General features: G+C 60.4%; 17 protein-coding genes. 8 read left to right on the top strand and 9 right to left on the bottom strand.

Annotation, left to right across the window (positions count from 1 at the left end; translation table 11 throughout):
- Positions 1 to 49 precede the first annotated feature (49 nt).
- The 4 genes from galU to cysQ form a co-directional block, all read right to left on the bottom strand.
- Positions 50 to 940: a UTP--glucose-1-phosphate uridylyltransferase GalU gene (galU, locus tag BKY26_RS17795; protein WP_071691731.1), complete on the bottom strand. Its 891-nt coding sequence runs from the start codon at positions 938 to 940 to the stop codon at positions 50 to 52.
- A 93-nt stretch (positions 941 to 1,033) separates the two neighbouring features.
- Positions 1,034 to 2,278: a glycosyltransferase family 2 protein gene (locus BKY26_RS17790; protein ID WP_071691718.1), complete on the bottom strand. Its 1,245-nt coding sequence runs from the start codon at positions 2,276 to 2,278 to the stop codon at positions 1,034 to 1,036.
- Complete coding sequence (locus tag BKY26_RS17785) at positions 2,275 to 3,075, bottom strand: 3-deoxy-manno-octulosonate cytidylyltransferase (protein ID WP_071691717.1); 801 nt, start codon at positions 3,073 to 3,075, stop codon at positions 2,275 to 2,277. Before BKY26_RS17785 ends, BKY26_RS17790 begins: the two co-directional genes overlap by 4 nt.
- Positions 3,076 to 3,873 carry a 3'(2'),5'-bisphosphate nucleotidase CysQ gene (cysQ, locus tag BKY26_RS17780; RefSeq protein ID WP_071691716.1) on the bottom strand — a complete coding sequence of 266 codons (798 nt, stop codon included), beginning with the start codon at positions 3,871 to 3,873 and terminating at the stop codon, positions 3,076 to 3,078.
- A 133-nt stretch (positions 3,874 to 4,006) separates the two neighbouring features.
- Between cysQ and BKY26_RS17775 the strand changes: the two genes are divergently transcribed.
- Together BKY26_RS17775 and BKY26_RS17770 are read left to right on the top strand one after the other, a co-directional pair.
- Positions 4,007 to 4,831 (top strand): ABC transporter permease, encoded by an 825-nt coding sequence (locus BKY26_RS17775; protein WP_071691715.1) that lies wholly within the window; start codon positions 4,007 to 4,009, stop codon positions 4,829 to 4,831.
- 44 nt (positions 4,832 to 4,875) lie between these two features.
- Positions 4,876 to 5,448 carry an SH3 domain-containing protein gene (locus BKY26_RS17770; protein WP_158514359.1) on the top strand — a complete coding sequence of 191 codons (573 nt, stop codon included), beginning with the start codon at positions 4,876 to 4,878 and terminating at the stop codon, positions 5,446 to 5,448.
- Here BKY26_RS17770 and BKY26_RS17765 read toward each other — a convergent pair.
- Positions 5,445 to 6,047, bottom strand: coding sequence for an alpha-ketoglutarate-dependent dioxygenase AlkB family protein (locus BKY26_RS17765; protein WP_071691713.1), 603 nt, complete (start codon positions 6,045 to 6,047; stop codon positions 5,445 to 5,447). The genes BKY26_RS17770 and BKY26_RS17765 overlap by 4 nt on opposite strands.
- 213 nt (positions 6,048 to 6,260) lie before the next feature.
- Here BKY26_RS17765 and dnaK point away from each other — a divergent pair, with 213 nt between their 5' ends.
- Entirely contained in the window at positions 6,261 to 8,174 is a 1,914-nt protein-coding gene (gene dnaK, locus BKY26_RS17760; RefSeq protein ID WP_071691712.1) for a molecular chaperone DnaK, read from the top strand.
- A gap of 79 nt (positions 8,175 to 8,253) precedes the next feature.
- On the top strand, positions 8,254 to 9,402 hold the full coding sequence (gene dnaJ / locus BKY26_RS17755; RefSeq protein ID WP_071691711.1) for a molecular chaperone DnaJ: 1,149 nt from the start codon (positions 8,254 to 8,256) through the stop codon (positions 9,400 to 9,402).
- Between the two features lie 60 nt (positions 9,403 to 9,462).
- Here dnaJ and BKY26_RS17750 read toward each other — a convergent pair whose 3' ends face one another.
- A complete protein-coding gene (locus BKY26_RS17750) occupies positions 9,463 to 11,724 on the bottom strand; it encodes an NADP-dependent malic enzyme (protein WP_071691710.1) in 2,262 nt (753 codons plus the stop codon).
- A 132-nt stretch (positions 11,725 to 11,856) separates the two neighbouring features.
- Here BKY26_RS17750 and mutS point away from each other — a divergent pair, with 132 nt between their 5' ends.
- On the top strand, positions 11,857 to 14,496 hold the full coding sequence (gene mutS, locus BKY26_RS17745) for a DNA mismatch repair protein MutS (RefSeq protein ID WP_071691709.1): 2,640 nt from the start codon (positions 11,857 to 11,859) through the stop codon (positions 14,494 to 14,496).
- 99 nt (positions 14,497 to 14,595) lie between these two features.
- Here mutS and BKY26_RS17740 read toward each other — a convergent pair whose 3' ends face one another.
- A complete protein-coding gene (locus BKY26_RS17740) occupies positions 14,596 to 15,171 on the bottom strand; it encodes a nucleotide exchange factor GrpE (RefSeq protein ID WP_071691708.1) in 576 nt (191 codons plus the stop codon).
- Positions 15,172 to 15,181: 10 nt separating this feature from the next.
- Positions 15,182 to 16,246 (bottom strand): heat-inducible transcriptional repressor HrcA, encoded by a 1,065-nt coding sequence (gene hrcA / locus BKY26_RS17735; RefSeq protein ID WP_071691707.1) that lies wholly within the window; start codon positions 16,244 to 16,246, stop codon positions 15,182 to 15,184.
- Between the two features lie 121 nt (positions 16,247 to 16,367).
- Between hrcA and rph the strand changes: the two genes are divergently transcribed.
- The 3 genes from rph to hemW are packed head-to-tail and all read left to right on the top strand — an operon-like array spanning position 16,368 to position 18,839.
- Complete coding sequence (rph, locus tag BKY26_RS17730; RefSeq protein WP_071691706.1) at positions 16,368 to 17,081, top strand: ribonuclease PH; 714 nt, start codon at positions 16,368 to 16,370, stop codon at positions 17,079 to 17,081.
- On the top strand, positions 17,081 to 17,689 hold the full coding sequence (gene rdgB / locus BKY26_RS17725) for an RdgB/HAM1 family non-canonical purine NTP pyrophosphatase (RefSeq protein WP_071691705.1): 609 nt from the start codon (positions 17,081 to 17,083) through the stop codon (positions 17,687 to 17,689). Before rph ends, rdgB begins: the two co-directional genes overlap by 1 nt.
- Entirely contained in the window at positions 17,679 to 18,839 is a 1,161-nt protein-coding gene (hemW, locus tag BKY26_RS17720; protein WP_071691704.1) for a radical SAM family heme chaperone HemW, read from the top strand. The genes rdgB and hemW overlap by 11 nt, the downstream gene beginning before the upstream one ends.
- Here the strand turns inward: hemW and BKY26_RS17715 are convergent.
- Entirely contained in the window at positions 18,836 to 19,687 is an 852-nt protein-coding gene (locus BKY26_RS17715; RefSeq protein ID WP_425434499.1) for a ParB/RepB/Spo0J family partition protein, read from the bottom strand. The genes hemW and BKY26_RS17715 overlap by 4 nt on opposite strands.
- Between the last annotated feature and the right edge of the window lie 10 nt (positions 19,688 to 19,697).

Below are 19,697 nucleotides of genomic sequence, written 5' to 3'. Positions count from 1 at the left end.
GGGACAACAGCCGCGTCAGGTCAAGACACAGGGCAGGCCCGGTCATAGGTTACTGGGCTGCGTTCTTCGTCGCCGACATCTGGTCGAGGAAATGAGAGAACTCATCGCGCAGATCGTCACGTGCCAGACCGAAGGCAACCGTCGCCTGCAAGAATCCTGCCTTGGACCCGCAATCATAGCGCTGACCACGGAAACGGAAGCCATAGACGTTGTCCGATGCCTTGATCTCTTCGGCAATCGCGTCGGTCAACTGGATCTCTCCGCCTGCGCCCGATTTTGCACGGTTTAGGTTGCGCATGATGTCCGGCGTCAGGATATACCGACCGATAACCGCCAGATTCGACGGGGCATCCTGAATGTCCGGCTTTTCGACCATGCCCTTGACCGATACGACCGATCCCATGTCGTCGCGAATGTCGAGCACCCCGTAGGACGACGTCATCTCGGGTGGAACCTCCATCGCGGCGACCATGTTGCCACCGGTTTCCTCATGTGCCTCGATCATCTGTTGCAGACAGGGCTTTTCCGCGGCGATCACGTCATCCGGCAGAATGACCGCGAACGGCTCGTTCCCCAGCAAACGCCGCGCGCACCACACGGCGTGGCCCAGGCCCATGGCCTTGTTCTGGCGGATATAGGCAATCTGGCCGGAATCCATGTTGGTGGACTTCAGCGTCTGCAAAAGCTCGGTCTTGCCCTTCTTGCGCAACGTGCTTTCCAGCTCGGGCGCGATGTCGAAATAATCCTCAAGCGCGCTTTTCCCGCGGGATGTGACAAAGATGAATTCCTTAATGCCCGCTGCCCGCGCTTCATCAATCGCATACTGGATCAACGGGCGGTCGACGAGCGTCATGATCTCTTTCGGAATGGATTTGGTCGCTGGCAGGAAACGCGTGCCTAGTCCTGCCACCGGAAAAATCGCTTTGGTTACTTTCTTCATCTTCGTCTCCAACAGGTTGGAACCTACTTGTCTGCCGTCAGATCCCATAATACGGGCCAATCGCGGCAAACTTCGTTCCTTTGAACGCTCTCTTTATGACACCTCGTCGGTATTGCATTCAGGGGCATCGGAAATCCAGCGAATTTTTCTCAGCCTTTCGATTTCGGTCCTTATGCGCCTACCAAGTGACCAGATCATGAAAAGCCGCTGATTTCTTGACGATCTTCCGAACAAACCGCCGCTTTGCAGCCAGTAGCCCTGAGGGGTGAAGACAACCCGATGCGCCCGCATGGTATGATCGAAGATCATCAACGTGACCGACCTGCCATCCTGCGCAAGCGATTGCGCCTTTACTTGCAAGCGGCGGCGCGAAAACCACCGTCCCGTCAGCAAAGCCGGGTCCGGGGCGGGCGTGGACAGAAGCGGCTGAAAGGCGGGGCTGGGTCCACTCGCTTCAAATGAAGACACGGGCAGCGTTTTGCCTGCGTCTAGCCCGGCTTCGAACCCGTCAAGCAGTTTGGCCCCGGCCTGCACGGTCAATGCGCCGGAGTTCACCAGTCGTTCGACCCGTTCGGATTGTTCCGCCCTGATCGCAGAGAGGCCCTCTGTCACCTCGTCTCCGGTGGCATGCTTCTGCAGATAGAGCATGCTGCTTTGACCAATTTCGAACAGGCTGAGCGGTACGCGGTCCCCGGTGCGTCGTTCACTGGCGGCGTATCCATGGTGAACTGTGGCAAATGGCGCATGAACGACCCTGTGACCGGCGCGCATCAGACGATAGGCAAGATCGGTTTCATCAAGGTAGAACGCGAACCCTTCGTCGAACCCTCCAACCGCAACGGCCACCTCCCGGCGGATCGCCATATTCGTGCCTTCCAGCTTGACAGCGCGACCTTCCGGCAATGGACCCGGGGGCGCAGGGAACGCTCTTCCAAGCTGGTCAACGACCCGATTGGCCCACTGAACGCTGATGCCGTTCCGCCCCAGAACAGTGCCTGTCGCGGCGGCAATATCAGTGTCTAACAAAGGGAAAACGAGATGAGTCAGCCATGTTGGCTCCGGCACCGCATCATCGTCGATGAATGCCACGATCTGGCCGCAAGACAGTGCCAGCCCGGCGTTGCGTGCAGCAGAGATATTGGGGGTGTCCTGCAACGCTGTCTTGATTCGGTCGCCAAAGGGCAGATCGGCAATGGCTTCAAGACCCACCGCATCGGCCACGACAATCAGTTCGAAGGGACGATAGAAAAGCTGCCCGATCCCGATCAAAGCCCTGCGCAGCAAGGCGGGGCGCCCGTGGCTGACGACAATGACGCTGACGGGCGGGCAGTCTGTCAAGGCGCCCCCATCTCGGCCAGCATGGTCTCTATTCTCGGCACGTCTTCCGGGTTGTTCAGCTCCCAGAACTTGCGGCCGCGCGCCTCCACCTCGACACACAGAACGTTGTGACCGTTTTCGAGGAATCGAAGCTGTTCCAGCCCTTCCAGTGTTTCCAGCGCGCCAACCGGCCAGGTCGGGTAGGCAGACAAGGCATCGGGCCGATAGGCATAGACACCGACATGGTGGAACACCGGAGTCGGCTCATCGCGCTGATAGATACGGCCCGTGTAGGGGATGACCTCTTTCGAGAAATAGAGCGCATGGCGATTGGCGTCGAAGACCGCCGTTGTGCCGCCAACGCGCCCTGCATGCCGGTCTGCCATGAGCGCCGAATGGGTTTCCCCGTCGCAGCACAGAACCGGCGTGGCCAGGGCCGCATCGGGGGCGGCTTTCAGTCCGCTGATCAGATCCTCCAGAAACCAGGCGGGCGTCAGCGGTGCATCCCCTTGAAGGTTTACCACCATGTCCACGTCATCGCCCAGCATGCCCAGCGCCTCGGCACAGCGTTCTGTGCCGTTTCGGCAGCTGTCCGATGTCATCAGCACCTCGGCGCCAAACGCCTCTGCCGCCGTGCGGATTCGATCATCGTCCGTCGCCACATAGACCGCATCCACGCCATCAACTTCTTGCGCAGCCAGCCAGCTGCGTTCGATCAGGCTGCGGGAAATGCCGGTGGCGCCCTTCAGCTCTGCCAGCGGCTTGCCGGGATAGCGGGTCGACGCATAGCGAGCGGGGATGATGCAAACAGTGGTCATTCAGCCAGCCTTGAGATCGACGCCCGGAGCATGGGCGATGAAAAACGGGTTCTCATATCCGGGTTTACCGTAGGTGAACGGGGTGTGGTCGTCGAACCGGATCACATGCCCACCCGCACCACGCAGAACCGCGTCGCCCGCTGCCGTGTCCCATTCCATCGTCCGGCCAAGACGCGGGTAGAGATCGGCCTCGCCCGTTGCGACCAGACAGAACTTGAGGGATGATCCCGCGCTCTTCATGTCTTCAACATTGTACTTGCCGATATAGGCATCGGTCGCGGCATCCCGGTGCGACTTGCTAGCGACGACCAGAAGAGCCGAATTATCCGGTTTAGAGACTGAAATCGCGGCAACGTTGCCCTTCTTGTCATTGTCGAACGGTCCGGTTTCCTCGACGGATCGACCATCAGCCTCGGTGTAGAACAACCGCCCCTTGGCAGGCGCATAAACGACTCCTCGGATCGGCACGCCGTCCTGCACAAGGGCGATGTTCACCGTGAAGTCGCCACGGCGCTTGATGAATTCCTTGGTGCCGTCCAGCGGATCGACGATGATGAAACTGCTGGCAGATTGCGCGTGGCTGGCAGCCTGTTCCTCGGTCACAAGAACCATGTCCGGGAAAGCCGATCTGATCCCTGCTGAAATCAGGGCATCGGCGGCCTCATCAGCCTCGGTCACCGGGCTTTCGTCCGACTTTGCCTTCACCTCGAAATCATCGGCATTGTAAATCTCCATGATTCGATCACCAGCCTGCAGGGCCAGGGTGCGGAAGACTTTCTCGATACTGGGGAAATCCATCCCGTTCCTCCTTGGGAGTTTCATTGAAAAAACCACTTTTTGCCGTTATCGTCGCCTAACAAGAATTGAGCAAGGTATCCCTGCGACAAAGACGGGGGCCAGACGTTCGGGCAGACAACATTTCGGTACACGCATGCAGTTCGGTCATTCCAGACGCAAATCGACCTTCGCCATTCTGCTGAGTCTGGCTGAGCTGACATATACCTCCACGGTTCGAAAGGTCCGGCAATCGCACGGCAATGCCATCATGGCCCTGCTCATGAGCATGCTTCAGGCGATCCTGTTCGTCGTGGCCTTCTACTTCATGTTCACGGTTCTGGGCACGCGCAGCATGATGATCCGGGGGGATTTCCTGATCTACCTCGTGACCGGCATCTTCCTCTATCTGACCCATATCAAGGCCCTTGGTGCCGTGATGGGGGCAGAGGGTCCGACCTCGGCCATGATGCTGCACGCGCCGATGAACACGATCGTGGCCATCGTGTCGTCGGCCCTGTCCGCACTGTATATCCAGACTCTGTCGCTCTGCGTGATCCTGCTGGGGATTCACACGATCTTTGACGGGCTGGTCATTCATGACTGGTCGGGCGTGACCTTCATGTATCTGCTGTCATGGGCATCCGGCTGCGCGGTCGGGCTGATTTTCATGAACCTAAAGCCCTGGTTCCCTGATTTGATCGGGATCCTGCAAAGCGTCTATACCCGTGCAAACATGATCGCGTCCGGCAAGATGTTCGTCGCAAACGCATTGCCGGCGATGATGCTGCCCTGGTTCACGTGGAACCCGCTGTTCCACCTGATCGATCAGGCCCGCGGCTTTGCCTTTAACAATTACTTCCCGCATCACACCAATTGGCACTACCCGATCTATTTCACCATCGCCCTCGTGATGCTGGGGCTCATGGGCGATTTCTATACCCGGAAACGGGTTTCCGCGAGCTGGACGGCAGGACGATGAAAAAACTTCTTTTAACCCTATTCCTTGTGTTTTTTGGCCATGCAGTGGCGGCCCAGGTACATGATTACCCCGCGCTCTACCGTGTCACCGGTGTGGCTGCGACAGACGTGCTGAACGTGCGGTCCGGTCCCGGTGTGAACCATCAGATCATCGGGTCTTTCGCCCCGAACCAGACCCATGTGGAGGTTGTGGGCACCACAGAAGATCGCCGGTGGGGCCGCGTCATCATCGGGGAAACCTCTGGTTGGTCCTCGATGCGGTTTCTAACCCGGATGGGGCCGGACTGGAACGCAGGCCTTCCCGCACCGCTTTATTGTCACGGGACCGAACCTTTCTGGAGCTTTGAGCGCCTGATCGGTGGCGGCAACTTCAACAGCGTGGCGCTGGCAGCCCCGGAACCCTTCGCCGAATTGTGGAGCGGGACCGCCTCTGCCAGAGGACCGCAGGCCTTCGGCATGGTTCTGGACAGCGGCAATTCCAGGATGACGGCCTTCATCCGCCGAGGCATCTGTTCAGATGGCATGAGCGATCGGGACTACGGAATCATCGCCCATTTCCTGCGCACGAGCCCCCAGGGGTCCGAGCTGCTGGAAGGCTGCTGTTCCCTGTCGCGCTAATCGACCACCCGCAAGGTCAGGTTGATCCTCCCCCCGTTCGGCAAGAGCGGGGAGGAGCCAAACTTGATCCGGTCGATCCCGTGATGGCGTAGCCGTGCCTCGCCACCCATCACCACTACATCACCGGACCGCAGCCAGACGGATCTGGTTGCTCCGCCACGCTCGACATTGCCCATCCGAAACAGCGCCTCATCCCCGAGTGAGATGGACAGGACAGGCTGGCTGAAATCCTGTTCGTCCTTGTCCTGATGCAGCCCCATGCGGGTGCCTTCGCCGTAAAAGTTGATCAGGCAGCAATCGGGATTTCGCACCGACCCTGACAATTCCTGCCAGACGGCCAGAATGCTGCCCGGAATCGCGGGCCACTCCATCCCGTTCGGATGCGTCGCCTCATACCGATAGCCCCGCCTGTCACTGACCCAACCGACCCGACCGGCAGAGGTCATGCGCACAGACATCTTCTGCCCGCGAGGCGTTACGGGGTGAAACAGCGGCGCCGCTTGAACAACCTTGCGGATATCCGCCACCATTTGCGCCTGCGCATGGGGCGACAGGTGGTCGGGATAGATGTCGAAGCCCTGAATCTCCAGCTTGTTCATGGGCGCACCTCTCTCAATCTCTTCCACGGATGGAACCTGAGTCAGATTCCGTCCATTTCAACGCTTTGCCACGCTTGCAGCGGCCGGAACCCCCACTTATATACCCTGCGAAGCTCGGTCGGGGCACTCTCCGGCCAAATTGGGATAAGGGGCCGGGGGCCGCAATCGGACCCGCCCCCTGCAACATCGCCTTGAAGAAGGAATGACAAAGACATGGCCAAAGTGATTGGTATCGACCTCGGCACCACGAACTCCTGTGTTGCCATCATGGACGGATCGCAGCCCCGCGTTATCGAGAACTCGGAAGGCGCTCGGACCACCCCTTCGATCGTCGGCTACACCGATGACGAAAAGCTGGTGGGTCAGGCCGCAAAACGGCAGGCCGTCACCAACCCTGACAACACCATCTTCGCCGTAAAGCGACTGATCGGCCGCCGCGTGGGTGACCCCGCGGTCGAGAAGGACAAGAAACTGGTGCCCTATGCCATCGTGGACGGTGGCAATGGCGACGCCTGGGTCGAGGTGAAGGGCGAAAAATACAGCCCCAGCCAGGTGTCCGCGCTGATCCTGGGCAAGATGAAGGAAACCGCAGAAAGCTATCTTGGCGAGGAAGTGACGCAAGCCGTCATCACCGTACCCGCCTATTTCAACGACGCCCAGCGTCAGGCCACCAAGGACGCCGGCAAGATCGCGGGCCTCGAAGTGCTGCGCATCATCAACGAACCGACCGCTGCCGCGCTGGCCTATGGTCTGGACAAGAAGGACAGCAAAACCATCGCGGTCTATGACCTTGGCGGCGGTACCTTCGACATCACCATTCTGGAGATTGACGACGGCCTCTTCGAAGTGAAATCCACCAACGGCGACACCTTCCTTGGCGGTGAAGACTTCGACATGCGCATTGTCAACTACTTGGCGGACGAGTTCAAAAAGGAACACGGCGTCGACCTGACCAAGGACAAGATGGCCCTCCAGCGCCTGAAAGAGGCCGCCGAGAAAGCCAAGATCGAACTCAGCTCCGCCACCCAGACCGAAATCAACCAGCCCTTCATCTCGATGGGCAAGGACGGCACGCCGCTGCACATGGTCATGAAGCTGACCCGCGCCAAGCTGGAATCGCTGGTGGGCGATCTGATCAAGGCGTCGCTCAAGCCCTGTCAGGCCGCGCTGAAGGATGCTGGCCTGTCCAAGGGCGAGATCGACGAAATCGTCCTGGTCGGCGGCATGACCCGCATGCCCAAGGTCATCTCGGAAGTGTCGAGCTTCTTCGGCAAGGAACCGCACAAGGGTGTGAACCCCGACGAAGTCGTGGCCCTGGGCGCCGCCATTCAGGCCGGTGTTCTGCAAGGCGACGTCAAGGACGTGGTTCTGCTCGATGTGACCCCGCTGTCGCTCGGCATCGAAACGCTCGGTGGTGTCTTCACCCGCCTGATCGACCGCAACACGACGATCCCGACCAAGAAGTCGCAGATCTTCTCGACCGCAGAAGACAACCAGAACGCCGTGACCATCCGCGTGTTCCAGGGTGAACGGGAAATGGCGGCCGACAACAAGATGCTGGGCCAGTTCAACCTTGAAAACATCCCGCCCGCACCGCGCGGCATGCCCCAGATCGAGGTGACCTTCGACATCGATGCCAACGGCATCGTATCGGTCGGCGCCAAGGACAAGGGCACCGGCAAGGAACAGCAGATCACCATCCAGGCATCCGGTGGCCTGTCCGATGACGATATCGAACGCATGGTGCGCGAAGCCGAAGAAAACGCCGAGGCCGACAAGAGCCGCAAGGAGCTGGTCGAAGCGAAGAACCAGGCCGAAAGCCTGATCCATTCGACCCAGAAGTCGATGGAAGAACATGGTGACAAGGTCGATCCGACCACCATCGAAGCCATCGAACTGGCGATCAAGGCGCTGGAAGAAACGCTTGAATCCGAAGACGCGGCCAAGATCAAGGGCGGCATCCAGAACGTCACCGAAGCCGCGATGAAGCTGGGTGAAGCCATCTACAAAGCCCAAGCCGAGGAAGCTGGCGAAGACGCACCGGACGGTGTGGATGAACCCGGCGGCGTCGATGACGACATCGTGGACGCGGATTTCGAGGACCTCGACAACGACCGTCGGTCGTGATCGCGTGAACTGACCCACGTGCGACCGGCTGAGGACACCCCTTGGCCGGTCTGCGCGTTTGAGGAAGGCAGCAATCCAAATGGCAAAACGCGACTATTACGAGGTTCTCGGGGCCTCCAAGGGGGCCTCGGCGGACGAGCTGAAAAAGGCCTACCGCAAGAAGGCCAAGGAACTGCACCCGGACCGCAACGCGGACAATCCGGATGCCGAGGCTCAGTTCAAGGAAGTCAACGAAGCCTACGAAGTGTTGAAGGATGCCGACAAGAAGGCCGCCTATGACCGCTATGGTCACGCGGCATTCGACGGCGGCATGGGCGGCGGCCCGCGTGCGGGCGGTGGCCGGGGCCAGGGCGATTTCGCCAGTGCCTTTTCCGATGTGTTCGAAGACCTGTTCGGCGATTTCATGGGCGGTCAGCGTGGTGGTGCCCGCAACAGGGCCACGCGCGGGTCCGACCTGCGCTATAACCTCAGGATCTCGCTGGAGGAGGCCTATGCAGGCCTGCAAAAGGCGATCACCGTTCCGACATCGGTGTCTTGCGGTGAATGCAGCGGCAGCGGCGCGGAAGGCGGGGCCGAGCCCCAGACCTGCCCCACCTGTTCGGGCATGGGCAAGGTTCGCGCACAGCAGGGCTTCTTTACCGTTGAACGCACCTGTCCCACCTGTTCGGGTGCTGGCCAGATCGTGAAAAACCCCTGCCGTGTCTGCGGTGGATCGGGCCGGACCGAGAAGGAAAAGGCCCTGTCAGTCAACATCCCCGCCGGTGTCGAGACAGGCACCCGCATTCGCCTTTCGGGCGAGGGTGAGGCCGGGCTGCGCGGCGGGCCTCCGGGTGATCTTTATATCTTCATCGAAGTGCAGGATCACGCAATCTTCCAGCGCGACGGGCTGGACCTGTTCTGCCGGGTGCCAGTGTCTATGACCAAGGCCGCCCTGGGTGGCGAGGTTGAGGTGCCCACGATCGACGGTGGCCGCAGCCGCGTGAAGGTGCCGGAAGGGTCTCAATCCGGTCGGCAGATGCGCCTGCGATCCAAGGGCATGCCCGCGCTGCGCGGCACCGGTCAGGGCGATATGTATATCGAGCTGGCCGTTGAAACCCCGGTGAAACTGACCAGCGAACAGAAAGAGCTGTTGCGCCAGTTCGAGGAATCCTGCGCCAAGTCGAACAACCCGAATGCCACGGGCTTCTTCGACAAGGTCAAGAATTTCTGGGACGGCATGACGAGCTGAAATCGCCCGGTTTAGAGACGAAACAGGCCCGCGAGAGACAATCTCGCGGGCCTTTTCCATTCAGTGGCCAATGCGGCTGGCAGCCATCGCGGCCATGTTCAGGATGTCGTTCGAGGTAGACCCCGTCGAACAGATCTGCACGGGATGTTCCAGCCCGGTCAGGATCGGACCGATCACGGTCGCGCCAGCCATCTCCTGCATCAGCTTGACCGAGATCGACGCCGAATGCCGCGCCGGTACCACCAGCACATTCGCAGGACCGGACAGGCGGGTGAACGGATACTGCGCCATGACTTCGCGGTTCAGGGCCACGTCGACGGTCATCTCGCCATCGTATTCGAAATCCACGCCCCATTTGTCCAGAACCTCTGGCGCAAGGTGCATCTTCTCGGCCCGTTCCGACACCGGATAGCCGTAGGTCGAGAAGCTGACGAAGGCCACACGCGGCTCGATCCCCAGTCCACGCGCCACGGTTGCACCGCGCTGCGCGATCAGGGCCAGATCCTCGGCCTCGGGCCATTCATGGACCAACGTATCGCCGATCAGCACGATCTTGCCCTTGTTCATCAGAACCGTGACCCCAACCGCACCATCCTGCGCCCGCGCATCGAAGACATGTCCGATCAGTCCCAGCACATGCGCGGATTTGCGGGTGGCCCCGGTCACCAGACCATCCCCATGACCATGCGCCAGCATCAGCGACGAAAACACATGACGATCACGGGCGGCCAGCCGGTGAATATCGGTTCGGTCAAAGCCCTTGCGCTGCAGCCGGTCGTAGAGGAAGGCCTTGTAGGTATCGAGATGAGGCGTGTTCGCCGCATTCACGATCTGCAATTCGCGCACTGCGTCGGCAAGACCAACGCTTTCCAGCTTTTGTTTCACATCCGCATCGCGACCCACGACAATGGCTTTGCCCATGCCGTTGCGCTGATAGGCCACCGCCGCGCGCAGAACGCGCACATCGTCGCCTTCCGCAAAGATCATGCGGGCCTGCGCCGCACGGGCGCGCGCGTTGATCCCGCGCAGGATCGAGGCCGTCGGATCCATCCGCGCATTCAGGGTCTGTGCATAGGCATCAAGGTCGATGATCGGCCGCCGCGCCACCCCGGTTTCCATCCCCGCCTTCGCTACGGCGGGCGGGATCGTGTAGATCAGGCGCGGATCGAAAGGCGTCGGGATAATGTAGTCACGCCCAAAGGACAGCTTGCGGCCATAGGCCATCGCGACCTCATCCGGCACGTCCTCTCGCGCCAGTTCGGCCAAGGCTTCGGCACAGGCGATCTTCATCTCGTCATTGATGGCACGCGCGTGAATGTCCAGCGCCCCGCGGAAGAGATAGGGAAAGCCCAGAACGTTGTTCACCTGGTTGGGATAGTCGCTGCGTCCGGTGGCCACGATGGCATCCACCCGCACCTCATGCGCCTCCTCCGGGGTAATCTCGGGATCAGGATTGGCCATAGCGAAGATCACCGGATTATCGGCCATGGATAGCACCATGTCCTGCGTGACCGCGCCCTTGGCCGACACGCCAAGGAAGACGTCGCAGCCCTTCATGGCATCTTCCAGCGTGCGCGCTTCGGTCTTGACCGCGTGCGCCGATTTCCACTGGTTCATGCCCTCGGTGCGGCCCTGGTAGATCACGCCCTTGGTGTCGCACATGATGCAATTGTCATGCCGCGCGCCCATGGCTTTGAGCAGCTCAAGACAGGCAATTCCGGCTGCACCCGCGCCATTCAGCACGATCTTAACATCCTCGATCTTCTTGTTCGACAGATGCAGCGCATTGATCAGACCTGCCGCACAGATCACCGCGGTGCCGTGCTGGTCGTCATGGAAGACGGGAATGTCCATCTGTTCCTTGAGCGTCTGCTCGATGATGAAACACTCCGGCGCCTTGATGTCTTCTAGATTGATCCCGCCGAAACTCGGCCCCATCAGGCGCACTGCCTTGATGAATTCGTCCGGGTCTTCGGTATCCAGCTCGATATCAATGGAATTGACGTCGGCAAAGCGCTTGAACAGCACCGCCTTGCCTTCCATCACCGGCTTGGACGCCAGCGCGCCAAGGTTCCCCAGCCCCAGCACCGCCGTGCCGTTGGAAATCACCGCCACCATGTTGCCCTTGGTGGTGTAGTCATAGGCGAGTTCCGGGTTCTCGGCGATGGCCTCGCACGGAACCGCCACACCGGGCGAATAGGCAAGGCTCAGATCGCGCTGCGTGGTCATCGCGGTCGAGGCCTGAATGTCGATCTTCCCCGGACGCGGTTCCAGGTGATAGGCCAGCGCCTCTTCGCGTGTGACTTTCGTCTTGTTCGACATTTTCGCTCGGTCTCCGTTTATCCAGCCAGATTGTCTTAGAGCGATTGCCCCAACGTCACAACCAAGCAGTTTTGCGGCCTTTTACCCGGCCCGCGCAATTTGTACTGTGGCGGCGCAGGCAAGGGGATGTCGATGACCGCACAAGTGACGCCGATGATGGCGCAATTCCTGGAGATCAAGGCGCAACACCGCGACGCGCTGCTGTTTTACAGGATGGGCGACTTTTACGAGATGTTTTTTGACGATGCCGTCGCGGCAGCCGAGGCGCTGGATATCGCGCTGACGAAACGCGGCAAACATCTGGGCGAAGACATTCCGATGTGTGGCGTCCCCGTGCATTCCGCCGAGGGCTATTTCCTGACGCTGATCCGCAAGGGGTTTCGCGTTGCGGTCTGCGAACAGATGGAAGACCCGTCCGAGGCGAAGAAGCGCGGATCGAAAGCTGTGGTTCACAGGGCGGTGGTTCGTCTGGTTACGCCTGGCACCCTGACCGAAGACACGCTGCTGGAGGCGCGGCACCACAATTACCTCGCCGCCTATGCAGACATCAGGGGAGAGGCCGCGCTGGCCTGGACCGATATCTCCACGGGTGCGTTTCACGTGATGCCCTGCCCGCTGGTCCGGCTGGCCCCGGAACTTGCCCGGCTGTCTCCTCGGGAAATTCTGGTTGCGGATGCTGTCAGCGACGACGTTCTGTCTGTGATCGAAGAGGCAGAGATTCCCGTAACCCCGCTGTCACCCTCCAGCTTTGACAGCGGGGCGGCGGAGCGGCGGATTCAGTCTCTGTTTCAGGTGAAATCGCTTGAATCCTTCGGTGCTTTTTCCCGCCCCGACCTTGCAGCAATGGGTGCGATCGTCGACTATCTGGAGATTACGCAGAAAGGCAAACTGCCACTTCTCCGACCGCCGTCTCGAACCTTGGCGCAGCGGATGATGCAGATCGACGCGGCCACCCGCCGCAATCTGGAACTGACAGCCTCCATGAATGGCGGGCGCTCCGGGTCGCTTCTCGCCACCATCGACATGACCCTGACCGCAGGCGGTGCGCGCTTGCTGGAACACCGCCTGTCCAGCCCCTCGACCCAGATCCCCGTAATTGCCGACCGGTTGGAGACCGTAGAGACATGTGTGGAGGACTCGCGCCTTTGCGATACCCTGCGTGAAACGCTTCGCAAGGTGCCCGACATGGACCGCGCCTTGTCACGTCTCGGGCTCGACCGTGGCGGCCCGCGCGATCTTGCCGCCATCAGAAACGGCCTGGCCGAGGCGGCCCAGCTTCACCAAAGTCTGAAAGATCGAGACCTGCCCGAAGGTCTTGCCCGTGCCGTGGGCGCGCTATCCGGGCACGAGGACCTGATGGATCAGCTCGAGTCAGCTTTGATCGCGGACCCGCCTCTTCTTACGCGCGATGGTGGGTTCATTGCGCCGGGCTATGACAAGGACCTGGACGAAACGCGGCAGCTACGCGACGAGGGGCGCGGCATCATCGGAAAGATGCAGGCCGACTATGCCAAGCAGACCGGCATCCAGTCGCTGAAGATCAAGCACAACAACGTGCTGGGGTACTTCATCGAAACCACCGCGACCCATGCGCAGAAGATGCTGTCGCCACCCCTGTCCGAAACCTTCATTCACCGACAGACCACGGCCAATCAGGTGCGGTTCACGACAGTGGAGTTGTCCGAGATCGAAACAAAGATCCTGAACGCAGGCAACCGGGCATTGGAGATCGAGAAAGCCCTGTTTCAGTCTCTGAAACAGGCGATCTTGACCCGAAACGAGGGCGTCGGAGCCGCGGCAGCGGCCCTGTCTGAGATTGATCTGACCGCAGCTCTCGCGCATCTCGCCCGGTCCGAAAACTGGGTCCGTCCCCAGATGGACAACAGCCGGGATTTCATCGTCGAGGCCGGCCGTCACCCTGTCGTGGAACGCGCGTTGCAGAAGGACGGAGAACCGTTCATTGCAAATGATTGCGATCTGACCGCCGAGGGCAATGCCGCGTCATTGACCCTGCTGACCGGACCGAACATGGCCGGTAAGTCAACCTATCTGCGTCAGAACGCGCTGATTGCAATCCTCGCCCAAATGGGCAGCTTTGTGCCAGCAAGGTCCGCGAAGATCGGCCTTGTCAGCCAAGTGTTCAGCCGTGTCGGGGCCTCCGACGATCTGGCGCGGGGACGATCGACCTTCATGGTCGAGATGGTCGAAACCGCTGCGATCCTCAACCAGGCCGATGACCGTGCGCTGGTTATCCTCGATGAAATCGGACGCGGCACCGCCACCTATGACGGTCTTTCCATCGCATGGGCCACTTTGGAACACCTGCACGAGGTCAATCGCTGCCGCGCTCTCTTCGCCACCCATTACCACGAGATGACCAGCCTCGCCGACCGGATGGAGGGCGTCAAAAACGCCACCGTCGCCGTCCGCGAATGGGAAGGCGACGTGATTTTCCTGCACGAGGTGCGCCCCGGTGCCGCCGACCGCAGCTACGGTGTGCAGGTGGCGAAACTGGCAGGTTTGCCCGCATCGGTCGTGGCACGTGCCCACGATGTGCTGGATGCGCTGGAAAAAGGCGAACGGGAAGGCGGTGACCGTCAGAAAGCACTGATCGACGATCTGCCGCTCTTTTCAGCCACGCCGTCCCCTGCCCCCCAGGCGGTGAAACCTTCACCGATCACGGACCGGCTGAAAGGCATTCACCCGGATATGCTGACACCAAAGGATGCACTTGACCTGATCTACGAGCTAAAGGCTCTGGACACGGACTAAGACACGCACAATTCGTCTAAAATTGTCCGCGCCCTTTCATCTTGGCCCAAATACCTCGGGGGTGCGGGGGCTGGCCCCCGCTGCGCTCCCTCTCCGCCCTTACGACGCCGGAGTGGAAGACACCCCAACCTGCGCCGGGCGCAGCAGCCGGTCATGCAGCAGGAAGCCGACAGCCATCACCTGAATGATCTCTCCCGCCTTGGTGCCAGGAACCGGGGCCTCGAACATCGCCTCGTGCTCATTAGGGTTAAAGACATCGCCAGTTTCAGGAACAACCGGCGTCACCCCATGCTTCGAGAAGACGTTCAGCAATTCGCGAAGGGTCAGTTCAACGCCTTCGATCACGGCTGCTGCAACCTCGTTCTCTTCCTTGTTCGCCGCTTCCAGGGCGCGCTGCAGGTTGTCGTAAACCGGCAGCAGATCGCGGGCCAGTCTTGTGCTACCGTAATGCTCTGCCTCGCGCCGATCCCGATCCGCGCGTTTGCGCACGTTTTCCGATTCCGCCAGCGTCCGCAACAAGCGGTCTTTCAGCTCATCGCGTTCTGCGCGCAGGGCATCAAGCTCCAGCTCTTCGGCAGAAAACTCTTCCTGCTCTTCATCTTCCAGCGCGGCGTCCAGTTCGGCCTCCAGCGCATCAGGGTCGTCCAGGAACATCTCTTCCTTGGGGTCTGCCATCTCAAACCTCTTATGCCTGGTCCGAAATCAGCTTTCCGACCAGTTGTGCCGTGTAATCCACTATCGGAACGATCCGGCCGTAATTGAGCCGCGTGGGCCCGATCACACCGACCGCGCCGATGATCTTTCGATCAGCGTTCATATATGGGGAAACCACCAGAGAGGAACCCGAAAGTGAGAAAAGTTTGTTCTCTGACCCGATAAAAATGCGCACACCGTCGCCTTCTTCGGTCAGTTCCAGAAATTCGGTAATATCCCGCTTGCGTTCGAGGTCATCGAACAGCGTCCGGATGCGCTCCATCTCTTCGGATTCGCCCCCCGTTTCCAGCAGATGGGACCGGCCCCGGACAATCAGCCGCTCCGTCCGGGCGCCCTCGTTCTCCCAGATCGCTGCCCCGCTTGCGATAAGCTCCTGTGCAAGTTGGTCGATCTCCTGCCGTCGTTCGCGCACCTCGGTTTCCATAAGACGGCGGATCTCGGTAACGGTCTTCCCTTCCGCCAGCGCGTTCAAAAAATTCGCTGCTTCCCGCATGGAACTCGGGGTTTGACCCGGCGGCGGCGTGAAAATCCGGTTCTCTACATGGCCATCGGCAAACACCAGCACCACCAGTGCCTTGTTGGAGGCCAGTTGAACGAACTCGATATGCTTGATCGGAGCCTCATGCTTGGGGGCCAGCACAAGGCTCGCGCCCTGTGTCACACCTGACAGGGCCGAACCCAATAGATCCAGCTTCTGCGCCACGTCAGTGTTGTTGCCGCCAACGGTCGCCTCGAGTTTTTCGCGGTCGGCCAGGGTCAGATCGCCGACTTCCAGCAGGCCATCGACGAACATCCGCAGCCCCAGTTCCGTGGGAATTCGGCCCGCAGACACATGCGGGCTGTCAAGCAGTCCCAGAAACTCCAGATCCTGCATCACATTGCGGATCGTCGCCGCCGACACCTTCTCGGACAGCGACCGTGTCAGCGTCCGCGATCCCATTGGCGCGCCGGTTTCCAGATAGCCCTCGACCACCCGGCGAAACACCTCGCGGGAGCGTTCGTTCATCTCGGCAAGAATATTCGCGGTTTCCGGCATCGTAAGCAGTGCATTCAGGACAGAAACATTAAGAAGCGGCGGCGACAGAAGGTCAATCGGGGTTGCGTGTCGCAGGGGCAAGGGACTATCCCCATCCCCAAGCGATATGCAGGAGATAGATATGCGCCCGTCCGGCAGAAACCTAGACCAGATGCGTCCGATTGCCATTGAAACCGGCGTGACCCGCCATGCCGAAGGATCGTGCCTGATCAAGGTCGGCAACACCCATGTGCTGTGCACCGCATCGCTGGAAGAGCGCGTTCCCCCCTTCCTGCGCAATACCGGGCTTGGCTGGGTGACGGCCGAATACGGCATGCTGCCCCGCGCCACCCATACCCGGATGCGGCGGGAGGCGTCGGCTGGCAAGCAATCGGGCAGAACACAGGAAATTCAACGGCTTATCGGGCGTTCCCTGCGGGCAGGCATTGACCGTGTTGCACTTGGCGAACGGCAGATCACCGTCGATTGTGATGTGATCCAGGCCGATGGCGGCACCCGCTGCGCCGCGATCACCGGCGGTTGGGTCGCGCTGCGCCTGGCGGTAAACAAGCTGATGAAGGCGGGGGATGTCATTTCTGATCCGATCATGGATCATGTGGCCGCCGTGTCCTGCGGCGTCTTTGCCGGTCAGCCGGTACTGGATCTGGACTATGACGAGGATTCCGAGGCCGGGACCGATGGCAATTTCGTCATGACCGGCGCGGGCCAACTGATCGAGCTGCAAGCCAGTGCAGAAGGTGCCACGTTCAGCCGCGACCAGTTCAACGAGTTGATGGACCTGGCCGACAAAGGCGTCGCCGAACTGGTCGCCGCGCAGAAAGCGGCGGTGGCCTGATGCGCAAATTCACCGGCGATACCCTGCTCGTTGCGACTCATAATCAGGGCAAGCTGGAGGAGATTGCGCATCTGCTGGAACCTCTGGGCATTTCCGTGATCTCCGCCAAGGACCACGGGCTGCCCGAGCCGGAGGAAACCGGGACCACATTCGTCGAAAACGCCCGGATCAAGGCCCATGCGGCAGCGAAGGCCACTGGCCTCCCCGCTTTGGCCGATGATTCCGGCATCGAGATCGACGCACTTGGCGGCGCGCCGGGCGTCTACACCGCCGATTGGGCAGAAACGCCGAACGGTCGTGATTTCGTGATGGCGATGACTCGGACACATGAAGAACTGGAGAAGGTCGGAGCCAAAGCCCCGCGCACGGCCCGGTTCTGCTGCACGCTGGTTCTGGCCTGGCCCGATGGGCATGACGAGGTCTTCCCCGGCGTGATGGAAGGCGCTGTTGTCTGGCCAATGCGCGGCGATCAGGGTCATGGCTATGACCCGATCTTTCAGCCGCAGGGCTATGACATCACCTTCGGCGAAATGGACCGGTGGGAAAAGAACCAGATCAGCCACCGCGCCGACGCGTTCCGCAAACTGGTGGCCGCCCTTGGTAGGTGACGACCGGCAACAGGGCGGGTTCGGGCTTTACCTGCACTGGCCCTACTGTCTGGCGAAATGCCCCTATTGCGACTTCAACAGCCATGTCGCCTCGCAGGTCGATCAAAGCCGTTGGAAGGCCGCCTATCTTTCAGAGGTGAGGAGATATGGTGATCTAACCCAGGGACGCATACTAGATACTGTGTTTTTCGGGGGTGGCACACCCTCCCTTATGGACCCGGAACTGGTTCATGCGGTTCTGGAAGAGATCCGCGCAACCTGGCCTCAATCCAACTCATTCGAGGTGACACTGGAGGCCAACCCGACCTCGGTTGAAGCCGGGCGTTTCGCAGGGTTTCGCGATGCGGGCGTCAATCGTATTTCCATGGGAATTCAGTCGCTTAACGATGATGACTTAAAGCGGCTCGGGCGCATGCACAGCGCGAAGGAAGGCCGTGAGGCCTTTGATATCGCCCGAAAGCTCTTTGACAGGGTCAGTTTCGACCTCATCTATGCTCGCCAGCATCAGACCCCACGAGAATGGTCAGAAGAGCTAAAACAGGCTCTAAATATGGCGATTGACCACTTCTCGCTCTATCAACTGACCATCGAAGAAGGCACCGCCTTCGGGGATCGCTACGCTATCGGCCGCCTGCCCGGCTTGCCGACCGATGACCACGCCGCGGATATGTATGACATCACGCAGGAGATCACCGAGGCCGCCGGAATGCCCGCCTACGAGATCTCCAACCACGCGCGCGACATGGCGGAAAGCCGGCACAACCTGATCTACTGGCGTTATGGTGACTACATCGGGATCGGCCCCGGCGCACATGGGCGGCTAACCCTGAGCGGCACCCGCTACGCGACCGAGACCCCGCTGACCCCCACGACTTGGCTGACCCAGGTCGAAACCCAGGGTCACGGCGAGTCGGTGCGAGACCCGATCAGTCCCATGGATCAGGCAACCGAGTATCTGATGATGAGTTTGAGGCTGTCAGAGGGGAGCTCTCTCGTGCGATTCAACGACCTATCGGGCGTTGAGTTGCCACGAGATCGACGAGAGAGACTACAAGATATGGGGTTTTTGACCGAAAACGCCAACAAAATAAGGGCGACCAAGGCTGGTCGCCCCATTCTAAACAGTTTGCTTAGAGAGCTGCTTTCCTAGCCATCCGAGTTCAAAATCTGGATGATATCGTCCAGCTGACCAAGATCTGCGTATTTGATCGAGATCTTCCCGGTTCCACTGTCCGCGTCATGATCAATACTGACCGGCAGACCAATCGCGGCGGACAAATCGGATTCAAGCGCCTTGGTGTCAGCATCCTTGTCACCGGTGGGGCGCGGTCGAGATGGCCCGCCAGTCGGTGTGGCCGGCTTACGCATCCGCTTTTCAACATCACGCACAGAGAGGCCCTTGCTGATCACCTCTCGCGCAATGCTGACCGCGTCTTCGCTACCGACCAGAGCCCGCGCGTGACCCGCGCTAAGCTGTCCATCCCGCAGATAGCCCTGAACCTCGTCCGGCAGGGTCAGCAGACGCATGAGATTCGCGATATGGGACCGGCTTTTGCCCATGGCGGTCCCCAGCCGTTCCTGCGTGTGGTTGAAACGGTCCATCAGCTGACGATAGCCCATGGCTTCTTCCACCGGGTTCAGGTCGGCCCGCTGGATATTCTCGATGATCGCGACTTCAAGCACCTCAGTATCGTCGAAATCACGGACAATGACGGGCACTTCATGCAGTTGCGCCATCTGCGCGGCACGCCACCTACGTTCCCCGGCAACGATCTGGAACTGACCCTCGGACGCAGGATCAGGCCGAACGATCAGCGGCTGGATGATCCCCTTTTCAGCGATGGACGCGGAAAGCTCCTCCAACGCTTCCTGGGTGAAGGCGCGACGGGGCTGATCCGGGTTTGGCCGCACCGATTCGATCGGGACGGTCATATCCGCTCGGCGCGGCGCGTCCGGTGTGGGGTTCTCCGCCACTGTGGGCTCGTTTATATCTGCCATCAACGCTGAT

Source organism: Nioella sediminis (assembly GCF_001879695.1).
GTDB classification, from domain to species: domain Bacteria; phylum Pseudomonadota; class Alphaproteobacteria; order Rhodobacterales; family Rhodobacteraceae; genus Nioella; species Nioella sediminis.
This window is presented reverse-complemented; position numbering and strand designations above follow the sequence as displayed.